The 15,342-nt window shown below is 61.8% G+C and carries 12 protein-coding genes, 2 pseudogenes and 1 other annotated feature; of the genes and pseudogenes, 4 read left to right on the top strand and 10 right to left on the bottom strand.

From position 1 onward, the window contains the following. Positions 1-94: 94 nt before the first annotated feature. Both BM419_RS30435 and BM419_RS30430 read right to left on the bottom strand, forming a co-directional pair. Positions 95-306 (bottom strand): annotated as a pseudogene (locus BM419_RS30435) (transposase); the annotation flags it as partial. 340 nt (positions 307-646) lie between these two features. Further along, the gene (locus BM419_RS30430) at positions 647-1,936 is read right to left on the bottom strand and encodes an O-antigen ligase family protein (RefSeq protein WP_091928643.1); all 1,290 of its coding nucleotides are present in this window, start codon (positions 1,934-1,936) and stop codon (positions 647-649) included. 260 nt (positions 1,937-2,196) lie between these two features. After that, positions 2,197-2,313, top strand: a sequence feature (AL1L pseudoknot). A gap of 229 nt (positions 2,314-2,542) precedes the next feature. Here BM419_RS30430 and BM419_RS30425 point away from each other — a divergent pair. Next, positions 2,543-3,628, top strand: coding sequence for an acyltransferase family protein (locus tag BM419_RS30425; protein ID WP_091928642.1), 1,086 nt, complete (start codon positions 2,543-2,545; stop codon positions 3,626-3,628). A 134-nt stretch (positions 3,629-3,762) separates the two neighbouring features. Further along, positions 3,763-4,546 (top strand): annotated as a pseudogene (locus BM419_RS33135) (ISL3 family transposase); the annotation flags it as partial. Positions 4,547-4,882: 336 nt separating this feature from the next. Here the strand turns inward: BM419_RS33135 and BM419_RS30415 are convergent. The 6 genes from BM419_RS30415 to BM419_RS30390 all read right to left on the bottom strand — a co-directional run bounded on the left by BM419_RS30415 (position 4,883) and on the right by BM419_RS30390 (position 11,163). Continuing rightward, entirely contained in the window at positions 4,883-5,896 is a 1,014-nt protein-coding gene (locus tag BM419_RS30415) for an IS110 family RNA-guided transposase (protein WP_091928640.1), read from the bottom strand. A 106-nt stretch (positions 5,897-6,002) separates the two neighbouring features. After that, on the bottom strand, positions 6,003-7,337 hold the full coding sequence (locus tag BM419_RS30410; protein WP_139257170.1) for a hypothetical protein: 1,335 nt from the start codon (positions 7,335-7,337) through the stop codon (positions 6,003-6,005). A 160-nt stretch (positions 7,338-7,497) separates the two neighbouring features. Further along, the gene (locus BM419_RS30405) at positions 7,498-7,953 is read right to left on the bottom strand and encodes a GtrA family protein (protein WP_091928638.1); all 456 of its coding nucleotides are present in this window, start codon (positions 7,951-7,953) and stop codon (positions 7,498-7,500) included. Then, positions 7,943-8,905, bottom strand: a complete 963-nt coding sequence (locus BM419_RS30400; RefSeq protein ID WP_091928637.1) for a glycosyltransferase — start codon at positions 8,903-8,905, stop codon at positions 7,943-7,945. The genes BM419_RS30405 and BM419_RS30400 overlap by 11 nt, the downstream gene beginning before the upstream one ends. A 489-nt stretch (positions 8,906-9,394) precedes the next feature. Then, positions 9,395-10,338 (bottom strand): IS630 family transposase gene (locus BM419_RS30395; protein WP_091928636.1). Its coding sequence is split into 2 segments (ribosomal slippage): positions 9,395-10,002 and positions 10,002-10,338, totalling 945 coding nucleotides; the frame shifts between segments, so codons are not numbered across the junction. A gap of 177 nt (positions 10,339-10,515) precedes the next feature. Then, on the bottom strand, positions 10,516-11,163 hold the full coding sequence (locus BM419_RS30390) for an SDR family NAD(P)-dependent oxidoreductase (protein WP_091928635.1): 648 nt from the start codon (positions 11,161-11,163) through the stop codon (positions 10,516-10,518). A 246-nt stretch (positions 11,164-11,409) separates the two neighbouring features. Here BM419_RS30390 and BM419_RS30385 point away from each other — a divergent pair, with 246 nt between their 5' ends. Beyond that, on the top strand, positions 11,410-12,300 hold the full coding sequence (locus BM419_RS30385; protein ID WP_091928634.1) for a cobalamin B12-binding domain-containing protein: 891 nt from the start codon (positions 11,410-11,412) through the stop codon (positions 12,298-12,300). Positions 12,301-13,110: 810 nt separating this feature from the next. Here BM419_RS30385 and BM419_RS30380 read toward each other — a convergent pair. Then, positions 13,111-13,854, bottom strand: a complete 744-nt coding sequence (locus tag BM419_RS30380; protein ID WP_091928633.1) for a Crp/Fnr family transcriptional regulator — start codon at positions 13,852-13,854, stop codon at positions 13,111-13,113. 140 nt (positions 13,855-13,994) lie between these two features. Further along, complete coding sequence (locus BM419_RS30375; RefSeq protein ID WP_244540928.1) at positions 13,995-14,522, bottom strand: OsmC family protein; 528 nt, start codon at positions 14,520-14,522, stop codon at positions 13,995-13,997. A gap of 195 nt (positions 14,523-14,717) precedes the next feature. Here BM419_RS30375 and BM419_RS30370 point away from each other — a divergent pair. Beyond that, positions 14,718-15,342 (top strand): LysR family transcriptional regulator (locus BM419_RS30370; RefSeq protein ID WP_139257169.1); only part of this gene is annotated, 625 nt, incomplete at its 3' end.

Here is a 15,342-nt window from a genome sequence, read left to right as displayed (position 1 = left end):
GTGCGGGCGCTGCCGTGGAGAATTTGGCCCATAGCGCATCCCTCGCCGCATGGTGGTCAACTGTACCACCACATCGCGGGATCAAACACCTAGTGCGCAGACGCCGACAGCGACTCATCCCGCAGCCTCACCCCTAATCGCTGGTACAATCCCCCAGAGCATGCCTCAGCGCAGCACGTACAGGAGGCCGGTCAACGCGGCTCGGTTAACAATTGGCCGATGGCCGCCTCTTGGACGTGGGCGCGGCAACGGGGGAGGCGGCGCAATTTCAGTCCAGAGATCATCGGGCAGAAGCGAACGAGCCATCACGACCAACGCCTGCCCAGATGATCCGCGCCCGTTCTAGTAGGGACCTTGAGAAACTTGCTCGCATTGGCAAATTTTCAAACGCTCCCGAATTCATTGCTCACAGATTGTGCGAATGTTATCTAACAATCTACCACATCGCCCGTTGAGTTCTGGTAAAAACAAAATTTATATTAAATACTTGGATAATGATTTCGTTTATAGACTCGAGACAGGCCGATATATGTGGCATTACGCATTTTTATGGCTCAGCTGAGGACTGACGAATACTCGATTTATGTACATTGCTCAGACACAACGGACTATTGTTCAACAGGCAATGATTCTTTATGGCTTGATCTCATGTCGAAGACGGGTAATTGTAATCCAAAGATCTGTCAACGCCAGATCTTATCTGTTTTACAGTCACTGGAATAAGCGCGGCGAGAAGAAATTGACTAAAGCTATGATTTTGGAAAAGGGCATTTTCCAGATTTATCGAGACGGCGAGATAGAAACAGAAACTCAAAGGTAACGCGTCAGAGTATGATCGGCCGTTGAGTGCGCTTACGCAGGCTCGCTTGAAGCAAGCGGCAAGACCCAATCCAAAAAATATTAGCCCCACTGCCCCGAAAGCGACCGCCACGTCATAAAAGTTATTGTGAAAGAACCAGAGTTTCTGGCCGATTACAAATTGCAAATAAGAAAACGGTGTTGAGCTGCTCTCCCAATACGCCTTATACCCAATCCCGAACCATGGCTCCCTCCAAAACTGGTCAGCCGCAAATTGCCAGAGAAGGGTTCGACCGCTTAAGGTTCGATCCTTGCCCACGTCACTCAAGAATTGCTGACTGATCGCGTCGCTGTGCACAACAACATAAACCAGCGCAACACTTCCTAGGGCGATCGTGAGCCCAATCACGAAACCTGTGAAAAGGGTCCCCCTCTGCCAGATCGCGAAGACTATGAGTGGGCTCAGTCCTACAAAGGTCGCGACTTGTGCGGTAGTCGAGTGCGACAGATAAAGGATAACCAGCGAACCGATGAACGACGCGCCTGTGATAGGACGCTTCCATCCATCCATGAACAGGCAGGCTGCGCAGAGTGCGCTGAGCGCCATCATGCTGCCGAGCACGTTTTTATGAGTGTAGATGCCAAACCACGCGTTTCCGCCGTCCATGGCGCTTCGGTGAAGAACCAATTCTGACAAAACCGATAATATCTGTGCGGCGACAAGAGCGCAGAATAAAATCCTCAATAGGCGGGACCGACCAAAGTACAATTGGAAGACATATCCTGCAACAATGGTCATCAACAGTTGCAGGCCGTGATAGAACGAGACGGCCGGTGTAAGCGACCAGAGAGCCGAAACCATCGCCAACACCGGCCAAGCAGTTAGCCAGGGGTTCGCTATCAGGCAGTCGTGAAATCGACTTAGGCGAGCCAAGACCGTGAGGAGCGCCGCGATGTCCACAGCGAACCAAACATACCGCTCACCTGATACGATTCCGAGGAGGCTGCTGTCCGCATAGCACACGCATAAGAAAATGGTCGCAAGAACATCCACGTACCCGACGGGTAGCTCGTATGTGCCGCGGATTCGCCCTACAGGTCCGGAATATTCCAATCCGGACGAGATGTGCATGGCCATTGCTGCTTCGCGTCTCCAACCGGGCTTCCGAACGCAACGAGTCGGTCGCCGGAGTTATGAGGTTACGAAACGGGAACGGCCGCAACTCGGGGTGCCTACCTCAAAGGGAGTGCCGGATCCCACCGGCGAATAGGCGGAGACCGTGAAGACCGAGTGGCCATCTCGACCGCGCCGGCCTTTCAAGCTGGCGATCGGCTGCCAATAGGGATGCGATTGAACCGTCCCGGCCTTTCCGGAGGTGAGATCCTGAGGAAGGCGTCGGCGTATTTTGCTCAGGCGGAGCTCGACCACCGGCCTCGATCATGATCGCTGCCGACGAGGCGCACTGCGCCACCCGCGGGGTCAAGCTGATCTACAGAGTGATGCCGCTCACTACGATCGCTTGGCCTGCAAGTAGCTGACCGCCGCGTTCGTTTCCTGTGTCATCGCATAGACCTGAATGGGTTCCACTACATCGACTTCGACCATCCTCCGCCTGAGACGTCAGAGAGATACAAACACAGACGCATTATTACATTACGGCGAAATGGGTAATTGGGAGCCGGCACACTCACCTGCAATTTCGTCGATTGAGGCTCGTTCACGGCCCGATTCGAGAAAATTGCCATGATCAAGGTGGGTGATGGCCCAACAAGCAGCAACAAGAAGATCTTAGCTCGTATTTCCGAGCTGGACTCACTTCGCGGAATTGCTGCTCTGTCCGTTGTAATCTATCATTATACTTCAATATACCCCAGGCTAATATCGGGAAGGAATCTCGAATTTGTACCACAGGTTCATGTTGGATATTTCGGTGTCGAAATATTTTTTATGATCAGCGGCTTCGTAATATTCCAATCTGTGAACTCCGCGGCAACTTTTCGAGATTTTTTCCTAGCACGATTTGCCCGTATTTTCCCTGCGTATTGGCTGTCAATATTGATTGTGGTCGCAATATCGGCTCTCGACGATAGAGCAAAAGGTTTTTCAACTGAAGACATGCTGGTCAATTTGACTATGCTGCAGGCGCTAGTGGGCGTTCATCATCTTGATGAAGTTTACTGGACGCTTACTTACGAACTATGTTTCTATGCATGTATTGTCTTAGCCGTTTATGCCTGTCGCACTACAGGTCTTCGGATAGAGGTGCCCCTCCTAATTTGGCTTGTTTCTGAGACAATAATCCGTGCCGCCGGAATTCAAATGCCCTATAGGATCTCGTTGATATTTTTACTCAACTACGGACAATTTTTTATCATTGGTGTTTCATTTTTCCTCATCTATCATAGATCTAGCCGCCCTCTCACATATATTGTGCTACTATGGGCCGTTGCGATGTCCGCATTCGGCGCCAATCCGCACACGCCGGCCAGCGGTTTTAAAGCCTATTTTTGGATTGCGCTAGCATGTACGTGCGTGTTCTATTGGGCCGTCTTTCTTAAGCCGGCGGTGACAAGATCTCCGGTATTGATTCATTTGGGCCGGATCTCCTACTCTCTGTACCTCGCCCACGCTTCGGTCGGCTATTTCCTGCTACGCAAATTAGATCAGATCGGCATTCCCGACCCTCTAGCGGTGTTGCTTGCTATAGCAAGCGCGATCATCATAGCGCATTTCATGAATATCTTGGTGGAAGTTCCGGGCCAGCGCCTGTTGCGTGCCTCCTTTCGTCGTGTCCAATCGCATGTCTTTGCGGCCTCGCATTCGGCCTGATCGCGTGAACATGTGTGGTGTGCAGATCGGTTGCATCGGGTACTTGATCCTGGGGTGGTGATACGATTTACTACCGTGCTGCGAGAGATGCGCAATGGCCGGTAAAGTGCACCCTGTTTGACCGGATAGGCAGCACACTCGTTACCGATCTCGAACGCCGGCCCCATTCGAGTTGAGGTCCAACCGTTCGGGCGTGGCCGTCGCCGCGGGGCTGCGACGCCATCTCGGCATCAAGATCGTCGCCCGGGACCGCTCGCCCGGGTTCGCTCGAGCAACCACCGCAGGCGCGCCAGCAGCGTTTGAGGTCGCCGACCGATGGCATCTCCTCCTGAACAATGGCCAGGCGCTCGAACGCTGGCTCGGCCGCGTCGATAGTCGGCTGCGGCAGCTGCCCGCTCTACCCTGCGGTGATGGACGCCAGCCCGAGAAAACCTGCGCGCCTAGCGCCGCCGCGCCGCCGCGCCGCCGAGATCACGATGAGCCGTGCCAGCCGGGTCCGGCGGCTTGCGTCCAGCAGGGACGTGCGTTGGCGTCATCTGGCAGGTGCGACCCTCCTGGCGATCAGCCGCGTCAGGGGTCTGGCGCGCGACTGTGCGCAGGTGCGCCCTCGCCGAGGGCTCCCCGGAGTGCGCGATCCAGCAGCCCAATTCGTCTCGCTTCGGCCCCTACCTCGCTCACCCGGAGCAGCGCATGGCCCAGGGCTGCGAGATTGCCATGGCGCTCTGGCGCGAGAGCCGTCACCAGGGCTTCGCCGGCCCTTATCGGGAGGTGCACTGCCACGTCGCCGGGGCGCGCGCGGTGCCGGTGCGGCAGAGGGCCCACAGAGGGTTTTCGCGGACTGGTTCGACGGACGCAGAAGTTCCCAGACCAGAGCTAATCGCCTCTCTGAGGCAACCGGCCTGGATCCTGCCCAGGCCGAGGTCCATATTTTAGCCGCCTGACCCAAACCGAAAAGCCTCGGGGAAATTCGGCGCGTGTGTGGCTACCCCCTGTTTGGCAAGCATGATCTTTGAGGTTTCGGCGGGGTCTTCGATCGGACGTGTGCAGGCCTCACGATGTGGCCTTCGATGACGCCACGGGCCAGTATGCTGTTCGGAAGGCTGGGTTCACATCGGTTCAGAGAGCTGCATGCGCTCGAGCGCCGGGTCTGAATGTCCCTGCCTTGAACTTCGAGGTCCGTGTCGCCTACTCCTCGTCGATCGCTCGCCCCGGCCTCGCAGCCACGACGTGCCTTCGCCCGCTTGCGGGCTCGGGTCACGCCATCCTGTAATCTTCCTGCCGCGTCGTCACGGGCCGGATCATCCGCGCCATCTTGTTCGCGAGCGCGACCGCCGCAACCATCTTCGGTTTGCGCGCCAGGAGGGTCGCGAGCCAGCGGTTCGCGCTCCCGCCCTTGCGAACCACCCAGCGGATCACGCTCATGGCCCCGACGATGAGCAGCCGTCGGATATCGGTCTGGCCCATCTTGCTGACGGAGCCGAGCTTGGCATTGCCGCCCGTGGATCGCTGCCGCGGCACGAGACCGAGCCAGGCGGCAAAGTTGCGCCCGCTGTCGAAAATGTCGAGATCGGGAGCGAAGGCGGCGGCGGCCCCCGCGGTTACCGGGCCAATCCCCGGGATCGTGCTTAGGCGCCGAAGGTCGGTGTCCGTCCGCGACGCCGTCTCCAGCTCGTTGGCCAAGCGCCCGATCACCTGCGTCAGACCCACGATTTGATCGAGGTAGATCGTCCCCATCGCCCGCACCGCGACGGGCAGATCAGCGACTTCGTCGGCCAGAGCCTCCTGCAGCACCTTGAGGTTTGCGGGCCCCTTGGGAGCGACGACGCCGTACTCGACCAGATGGCCACGCAGCGCGTTGATCAGCTGCGTGCGCTGACGGACCAGACACTGATGCGTGCGGAACGCCACCGCGCGGCCCTGCGTCTCGGCGCTCTTCACCGCCACGAAGCGCATCCTCGGGCGCGCGGCCGCCTCGGCGATCGCCTCCGCGTCTGCACGATCGTTCTTCTGGCGTTTGACGAACGGCTTCACGTAGACCGCCGGCACCAGCCGGACCTCGTGACCGCTCTTCTGGGCCTCGCGACACCAGCGATGCGACGTCGCACAAGCTTCCATCGCCACGACGCAGGCCGGCTGATCGGCAAGGAGTGCGGCAAATCGAGAGCGCGACAGCGCGCGGTTGTAGAGAACCGTCCCGTCCGGACCTACGGCGCAGACCTGAAAGCTGCCCTTCGACAGATCGACTGCCAACATGCTGATCGTCGTCATCGATGACCCCTATGATCAGTTCCGATACAACCGTCAGGCATACGAGATGCCGATCGGTGGGGGGCATCCACCGCATCAGTTCACTCCGGCTGGCGCCGCAATGCGCTCAAGCTCGCCCAGGCCGGCGACGGAAGCGGTCGCGCAGACTGACGAGGCAGAGAATTGCTGCCATGGGCAGTAGCCAGATCACGCGAGCCTGGTAGCGATCGAACACGCCTGACAGCGTGGAGCAGACCAAAATATCGCCCAGCACGCAGGCCGCAAAGAACAGCGGCAGGGCTGCGAGAATCCACTCTCGCTTGGCGACTGCCACCATGCACGTCGCAGCCAACAGAACCCAGGCCAGCGCAATGAGGACGGTATCAGCCGTCCTTATCAACCCGTGGGGCACCACATCGCGCATCTGAGCACTCCCTTGGAATGCGGCGAGCGCTTGCGGACCAAACTTCAGCGCGATGACCTCGAAGATGGCAGTGTAGGGTGGGAATGCCGACGACACGTCGGTGTCAGGCGCGTGCGCACCGAAGGCGCGCCAGAAGTTGCCGGCGATCATGGCGGCCACGGCACCGGGTCTCGACATCACGGTACCCCGGACTACGGCCGCGGATTCGGCGCTCATACCGGCGAAGCCGCCGAGGCGGTCGAGATGTCCGGCCTCCCACAGGAAGGCGTTCGCGGTAGAAGGCAGCGTGTCCACTTGGCTACAGATCTTGTAGCCGGCGCCGGGGCAGGCGTCCCGGAGATAGTGGCGCGCTGGCCCGTACTCGATCAGATTCGCCAGGAAGAAGGTCTGGCCCGCCGGCGAGATCGCCAGAGTTTTGAAGATAATCCGGTTGTAGGCAAGGTAGGCGCCGACGGTAAGGGCGACTGGAATACAGAGGACCGCCGCTCGAACGAAAATCCGACGCCAGGGCTGCCGGAGCCACCGGCTGAGGAGCACAAAGACGGCGATCGCTCCGCATCCAAGGACGAGGTGCGAGAGGTGGACTGTCATGGCCAGACCGGCGAACCCGATGAGCATGACCTGCAGCGGCCGACTAAAGCGCTCGAGATGGAAGCCGATCAGGTAGATTGCGAGGAACAAGTACGCAGTGAAGATGTCCGGCATGAGAAAGCCGGCAAACCATGGAAGGGCCGTGAAGGCCCCTAGGAAGACGATCAGGCACGCGAATGTGCCCGGGCGGTTCCGGATCGGCAGAGTGCTTATCAGCAGATAGATCAGAGCGCTCCCGATCAGGGCCTGCGCGACTGCCGGCGCCCAGATGAAGCGGTTCATGTGGAAGCCGAACAGGAAGAGGCCGTAAAAGGGGCTCCGATAGAGCCGGGGCGTGAAGATCAGGTAATCCGACGTATCCTGAAAGATGAAGGGGAAGCCGTTCATGAGGGCCGGCACGAGCAGGACCAGAGCCCCAGCCGGAATGAGATACCAGGCAGAGACCATGGCGGTTCGCAGGCAGGTCATATTCGGCGAAGAGACTTCCGCTGCCTGTCCTGCAGCGACTCCAGCGGACCGAGATTGAAGCGGTATATCCGGCAAGTGAACCTCCCTCATGCAGTCGTTCAGGCGCCGTGACGCAAAATCGGTCAATCGAGCCGCTGCCTCATCGCCGCGCCGCAAGCCGGCTGGCTAGAGGCAAGCTCGTTCGGGAGAAGACGAGGAAACGTGCGCCCGCGTAGTTGAGGACGAGAGCGACGGCAGAGGCCAGAACCAGCGCTGCCAGCGGCGTAGAGAACGGTGCCGGCAATCGGACGATCGCCAGACTGAACACCATCATGTTGCAGGCGAAGCCGAAGGCTTGCACCAGAAGGTAGCTGATCAAGGCCGGCAGGATCTGCCTTCCGCCGCGGTCGGAGAAGCTGATGCTGCGATTGAGCAGGAACGTGATCAGCACGGCGACCGCGAACGAGAGCGCCCGGGCGCCGGTCGGGCTCCAGCCTAGGCCGTGGATACACAGCGTCATGATCCCAGCATCGGTGACGAACCCAATGCCGCCGACGATGCAGAACCACGCGAATCGGTCCGCCTCTCCCCGTGGTGCCTGCGCCTCAGGGAACATTGAGCTGCCGGGCCACTGAGAGGTAGAGCAGGCGCTTCAGCTCCTGGCGGGTACGGGTCGTCAGGTCTAAGACGATCCCGGTGAAGAGGGTCAACACGCTCAGGATCACGATGCCCAGGCTCAGAACCGCCGTGGGTAGGCGGGGTACGAGGCCGGTCTCCGCGAAGGTCACGACGACGGGGGCGACCAGCATGAGGGCAGCGACCAGCAGCGCCGCGCTGAGCGTACCGAAGAATTGGAGCGGCCGCTCGTCCTTCATCAGGCGCAGGATCAGGTAGAGAATGCGCGCGCCATCCCGGTAGGTGCGCAGCTTGCTGACGGACCCTTCCGGTCGCTCTTGGTAGGCCGTCGTGATTTCCGCCGCGGGCATGCGCAGCTCCAGAGCGTGGACAACGAGCTCCGTCTCGGTCTCGAAGCCGCTCGACATTGCCGGGAACGACTTCACGAAGCGGCGCGACATCACCTTGTAGCCCGAGAGCATGTCGCGGAACTCGCGACCGAACACGCCCTGCACGAGACCAGTGAGTACGCGGTTACCGAGGCGGTGGCCGCGCCGGTAGGCCTGCTGCGAGACCTCAGCGCGGGCCCCATTGACGAAGTCCAAGTCGTCCTTGAGCACGCGCCCGACCAGGAACGGTGCTGCCTTGGCATCGTAGGTTCCATCCCCGTCGACTAGGATGTAGATGTCGGCCTCGATGTCGCCGAACATACGCCTGACGACGTTGCCCTTGCCCTGCCGCGGCTCGACCCGGACGATCGCGCCGGCGGCCCGCGCGATCTCGGCGGTCCCGTCGGTGGAGTTGTTGTCGTAGACGTAGATCTGCGCTGTCGGGAGCGCCGCGCGGAAATCGCCGATGACCTGCCCGATCGTAAGGCTTTCGTTGAAACACGGAACCAGGACGGCCAAGCGCGGCAGGCGCTTGGTCTCGGAGACAAGGCCTAGAACGGTCATGGTTGGGCTCCGTGGCCTCCGCTGCGAGGCTCGCCGTCACCATGCGACTCCTTCGGAACCGATCACAATCAGCCGCGTCTCGGCGTGAGACCGCGTTTTAGGCTTATCGGCGCCAGTACCGAACGAGGGATGGCTACGCCTTCCGGACGAGTGCCCCGTCGAGCCACAGGCGTCCTCACGGAGGCTCACGTTTCCAGCACTCCTTTGGCAGGTTGCCGTCGGGGTGGGTGATCAAGGATGCCATCACAATGCGGGCAGCGCACGTCCGCGGCCTGCTGATATGGCCGAGGATGCCCTGTCGGACCACGGGCATTGTGGAATGAGATGCCGGGCGAGAGATTCCTTTTCCGCCCCGCCGCATCGCGGCGACGGGACTGGAGGAAGGCAGCGGAATTTCTCCGAAGCCGACTGGCAGCTTTCGGCCAAACTACGTCACGTCGGATCGCCAGCACGCGCAGAACCGGAAATTCGGCTTAGAGCGGTTTCGGTTTAATCGGGGTCGTATCCTGCCGCGACGAAGAAGTTTGCGGCCTCGTCGGGCGTAACGGCATCGACGAGCCGCCCGATTGTGGTCCAGAGCCCTTCGCGCGTGCGCGCCGCGGCCTTGCGCAGCCCCGCCTTCAACTTCGAGAACGCCATCTCGATCGGATTGAAGTCCGGCGAGTAGGGCGGGAGGAACAGGAGCCGCGCGCCCGCCGCCTCGATCGCCGCGCGCACGGCCGGGCCTTTGTGGCTGCCGAGATTGTCCATGATCACGATGTCCCCGGGTGCGAGTTCGGGCACCAGGACCTGATCGACGTAGACTTGGAAGGCGTCGCGGTTGATCGGCCCGTCGAGCACGAACGGCGCGGCGATCCCGGACAGGCGCAGGCCCGCCACCAGGGTCGTGGTCTTCCAATGACCGTGCGGGACGGGGGAGCGCAGCCGCTGGCCGCGGGGACAGCGCCCGCGGGTGCGGGCCATGTTGGTGGCGGTCCACGTCTCGTCGAGGAACACCAGCCGGTCCGGGTCGAGATCGGGCTGGCTCTCGAACCACGCTCCCCGGGCGGCCTTCACGTCCGGCCGATCCTGCTCTGCGGCGTGGGCCGTCTTTTTTTGTACGTCAGGTCGCGCGCGTCGAGGAAGGCCCACAACGTGCCGAGCCCGACGGTGAGGCCATGCTCGTCCTGCAACCGGGCGCGCATCTCCTCCAGGGTGATGTCGACCGTCTCGTCGATCAGCGTACGCAGGAACGTCGCGTACGGGTCGAGCTTGGAGCGGCGGGCACGCCCCTGCGGCCGGGCGGCCACCGTCCCAGTCGCGGCGAGCGCCGCCATCCAGCGGATCGCGGTTGCTTGGCCGACCCCGAAGCGGGCGGCCGCCTGACGGCGCGAGGTCGCCGCAGCCGCGGTCACCACCCGCTCGCGCAGGTCCAAGCTGTAGGGGCGGCCCATGCATCACTCCGGCTGTCGACCGGCCTGAGTGAATCAGCCTCCCAGCGCCGCGTGAACCCTACCAACCCGACTCAGCCCAAACCGAAAACGCTCTAGATGCTCATCGAAACTTAGCATCCTCCGGACCAGCGCCGCTTGGTAACGGGTACTCCTCACAACGATCCCGGTGACTTGCTGTCACTCCCTTGTGAACATCACCTCCGGCCCGGCGCTCAGCCCCTCCAGATGCAGGCGCCAGTAGGCGTCTGCGATGAGATCAGGCGAGAACGGTGTACCCTCCTGGATCCTGCCGGCGATTGTCACGGTCGCCAAGGCAACGCCGTCAGCCTTGAACGCGGCCGAGAGCGAGTAGGCCAGGTTGCGCAGGGCAGCTTTTCCGGCGGAGAGGGAGAACGCGCTGAGCCACGGACGCGGATCGAGGGCGAGGCCGCCCCCGGTCAGGATGATGCTGCCCCGGCCGCGCGGAGCCATCAGGCCGTGCATCGTTCGGGCGGCCGCGTAGGCGCCGACCACGTTCACCTGCAGGTCGGCTGCGAAGTCTTGTGGCTCGGGCGTGGCCGGCCCCCCCGGGCTCACCCGGTAGGCGTTGTAGACCAACACCTCGATGGGGCCGCGCTCGACCTCAATAGAGCGGAGCGCAGCATCCAACTCTGCAGGATCAGCCGCGTCGGCTTGGCGAACCTCGATCTCAGCCTCTGGCGCGACGCGGTCGGGCGTGCGCACAAGTCCAACGACGGAAAACCCTTCACGAGCGAAGCGGCGAGCTATAGCCAGACCAAGCCCGGGCCCAATCCCGACCACGACGGCTACCTTACCCCAGCGCATAACATTGTCTTTCGGTCATCTGGATCTGAGTCGCAGAGTTCTGAGCAGCGAACTTACCCTGTCCGCCGCCCTATGTACTGCATCTGTTCGACGAAAAAATGCCTCAGCTCCAGAGCAGCGAATTCATCCGTCTCACACTAGGAATTTTGACGCAGTCTTTACATCCTCTCCGACTGCGGTTCTGATACTGAGCGGCGATTGGTAGACCAGCAAGGCCGCCGTCGCCGTGGCGCCGAGGGGGGGACGATGCACAATATCGGTTCGTCCGAACACCCATGGGGCGACGGTCTCCCTCACGATACCGAACGTGCGGCAGAAGCCCGTCGGCTCTATGCGCGCAAGCGTGCCGCGGAGGCCGCGCGTGAGCGCTGTCTGGCCCTGGGGCAAGTCATCCAGACCGAGATCATCCCTCAGCTGGTGCTGCGGCATCGCAGTTTCGTGTCTGAGGAGACCAAACCCGCGTTCAAACCCGACGCGGGGCAGATCGCGGCCTTTACCGATCTCACGCTCGCGTCGGACGATGCGACTATGGTCGCGGCTTTCTCAGCCTTGGTGGCGGACGGCTATCCGGTCGATCGCTTGTTCCTCGATCTTCTGGCACCCTCCGCCGCTCTCTTGGGCCGCATGTGGGATGAGGATCTGTGCGACTTCATAGAGGTGACGACGGGGGTTGCCCGCCTTCAGCATCTCGTGGCTCGCTTCCGAGTCGATCGCGAGGCGGTTCCGCTCGACGAGAAACGTCGCCTGCTCCTGATGAGCGCTCCCGGAGAGCAGCATACATTCGGTGTTCGGATCGTGGAGCAGTTCCTGCGCAAAGCGGGCTGGGCTGTGTCCGTCGGGCTCTCCTCCAGTCCAGAGGAGATCGCCGCTTTGGCGGCGTCCGAATGGTTCGGCGTCGTTGGACTGACGCTCAGCAGCGAGGCCTGTATCGATCAGCTCGCGATAGCAATCCGCTCCGTGCGCGATGTGTCGTGCAACCGATCCATCGGCGTGATGGTCGGCGGTCCGGTCTTCTTGGAGCACCCGGAACTCGTCCACCAGGTCGGAGCGGACGCATCCGCGGTAGACGCGGCGACGGCGGTGCTTCTCGCTCAACGGTTGCTCGACCTTGCGGCCGACGGCGCCAAGAAGCCTTGATCGAACAAAGCTGGAAGCCACTGCAGGATCTGTTCAAACGGCACCAGGCGCCGCAAGCCAAATCAGCCCTCCCCCGGCGCACGTGCCAGGCACCGACAACCTCGTCGCACGGTCGCACAACTGCCAATTGGCATACTGCGGGAACTTCGGTGAGATCGATGACCTCCGCCGCCAGCCCGCGATTGAAGCGGGTGGCGGGGCCAAGTGCGAGCCGCGGGCCTATCAGTTATGATCAACACCGATTGGCATTAGAGGGCTCATTCCGGCCTCCGGACGTCCCGTCTGTGCCGATGTCCCGACCCCAGTCCCCGGCTAAGTACAATCCTTGATCCACCGCAAAGTCCCGGGCCGAAACTGCGTCCATGATGTCGGCATGCTGGTCTGGACGCCCCAGACCCACACCCCGGACCGGACGACAAAGCGATGGCCAGATCACTGACGTCCACGTTCGTTCTGCTCGGGGCGCTCCTCGTCGCTGCCTCGGCGCAGGCCGCTACCCGGGATGAGCCTCAGGCCGGCTCCAGCGGACCAAACATGCCGCCGTTGCGGGACGTCGTTCCGAGCGAGATCCGGCCCCAGGAACCGGCAGTGACGGGGAGCATGCGGGCGCCCAGCGAGCCCAGCCCACGGTCCCGATCGCATGACCTCAAGCGGCCACCGGCTCGCCCTCCGGTTCGGCCGCCGGGCTTATAACAGCATCGCATTGCGGGCATCACGGGACGAGACGCGGTTAGCCTCTCTTCCCGACTCCGTCCGTCTCCACCCTGCGGGAGAGGAGGCCAGGAAGAAGATCTGGCGCGATCCCGAAGGTCAGCGTGCCGACAGCCGGTCGAGCCTGGCGTGATCGATGAGACGCACCCCCCCTGGCACAATCCGGATGCAACCTTCCCGGTCGAGACGGGTCAGCGTCCGGCAAACGGTCTCGATGGTCAGGCCGAGGTGATCGGCGATGTCAAGGCGGTTCATCGGGAGTTTCAGGGTGACTGCACTTTGTCCAGTCCGGGCGTAGCGTCCCCACAAACCGGTTAGGAAGACCGCGATCTTTTCTTCGGCTGTGCGCCGGCCGAGCAGAACCATCATATCCTTGGCCCGGGTCAACTCATGCCCCGTGATCTCATGAAGGTGCATCATCAGCCCCGGCTGTGAGCAGACCAAGTCCACGAAGGATCGCCGATCAAACCAACAGGCGGTCACCGGTCCCAATGCGTCGGCGGAGACACTGAACCGGTCGAGCAACGAGAGCCCGAGGAAGTCGCCCGGAAAGGCGAAACCGGTGACCTGACGGCGTCCGTCTGGAAGGATGCAATACAGGCATAAAGTGCCGGAGGTGACGTTGTAGATCGAGCCCGCTGGTTCATCCTGACCGAAAAGGTTCTGCTTTGGGTCGAGCGCAATACGCCGGCTCAACGGCTCCAGCGCGTCGCGCTCTGCCAGCGGCAGGGCCGTGTACGGACTGATGAGACGGAGCTTGCAGATGCGTCCGTCCGAATAGCTGGACGGGATGGGAATGAGAGGCTCGGTGGTTGGTGCAGCCGGAGCCGAACGGATCGACATGCGCTTGTCCTTCCAGCTGAAACGGCCTCGCCTGCTGGTCGGCGACCGAATGGCCCCGTCGAGTATGGGGACCGCCACTGTCACGCCGCTCGCGGACCGATCGTGAGGGGGAAACGCTACGCCTCGGACCCCGCCGCGCATCAGGCCGCGGCAGCTGCGGCTGGTGCGAGGGCCACGTCGAGGTGAACCGGATTGTGCAACGTGTTCGCGACAGGCGACCACAACACCGTGTGCTTGATCAGCGCCGCCAAGGCTTTTCGCGATGCGTCCGCCTCGATGCTGACCGAAACTCGAATGGTCTCGACGCCGATGGTCTTAGGGGTGAGATCCCCGCTCCCCCAGACCGAGGTCATGTTGATGTCGGCCTCGACGCACAGCTCCAGCGATCGGATTGGGATGCCTCGACTTAAGGCGTTGGCGTGGATCCCGATGGATAGGCACGAGCCCAACGCGGCGAGCAGGGCTTCCGAGGCGTTCGGCGCGGTGCTGTCACCGAGCAAGCCCTCAGGCTCGTCCTCCATCACAGGCTGTGGCGGCAAGTTCCGGATGTAATTCAGTTGGCTCAGTCGTCCCTGTGCGACCGTCCGGCACCGAAGGGTCCAGACAGCGGTCGGGTCCGCCTTACCTTCGGCGATCACCGCCTGGAGTTCGCGTTTGTCGATGGGCACGGGAAATCCAGCGGCAGGGTTTCTCGGTGATCGTGCCATGAAGTTACCTTCCCGCGGATAGCCGATTCTGAAATTCTCAGGCCTCGAAGAAATCTACGCCGTGATTATATCCGAGATTGAGTATAAGCTTCCCGGCAGAGAAGTCGGTCACCAAAGTCGACGACGAGGAATGCAAAAACGGATGGCAGGCAGCGCATGCTTGACTGGGACGACTTGAGATTTTTCCTGGCGCTCTCCCGGCACGGTTCGCTCTCGGCCGCCGCCAAGGTGCTGCATGTCTCGCAATCGACCGTCGGGCGGCGCCTGAACTCGTTGGAGGCGACCCTCGGGGTGCGCCTGCTCAACCGCACGCCGGACGGCTACGTGCCAACCTTGGCTGGTGTCGACGTTCGCGAGAAGGCCGAACGCCTGGAGGCAGAGGCGATCGCCCTCGAACGCGACGTCACCGGCCGCGACACCCGCCTGCGCGGCCTTGTTCGGGTGACCTGTGCCGAGACGCTGGCCGCCCACATCCTCGCGCCGAGCTTCGCCAAGCTTCACGAGCAGCATCCCGACATCATGATCGAGCTCATTCCTAATCCGCGGGAGCTGAGCTTGGCGATGCGGGAGGCCGACATCTCCCTGCGCATGCGCCAGCCCGAGCAGCACGATCTCGTCGTGCGGCGTATCGGGGGCATCGCCTTCGGCATCTACGCGACACCGGATTACGTCCGGATCCATGGCGGTCTTGATCCGCCCCCAATGAAGTGGTCCGCCCTTTGGTATGGCTTTCGAGCCTGGAGGACGGATCGATGTCGAGGAAGCGACCCAAGCCTGAGGA

Source organism: Methylobacterium sp. yr668, assembly GCF_900116245.1.
GTDB lineage: Bacteria > Pseudomonadota > Alphaproteobacteria > Rhizobiales > Beijerinckiaceae > Methylobacterium.
The sequence above is the reverse complement of the archived record's forward strand: the minus strand, read 5'-3'. Positions and strand labels throughout refer to the sequence as shown.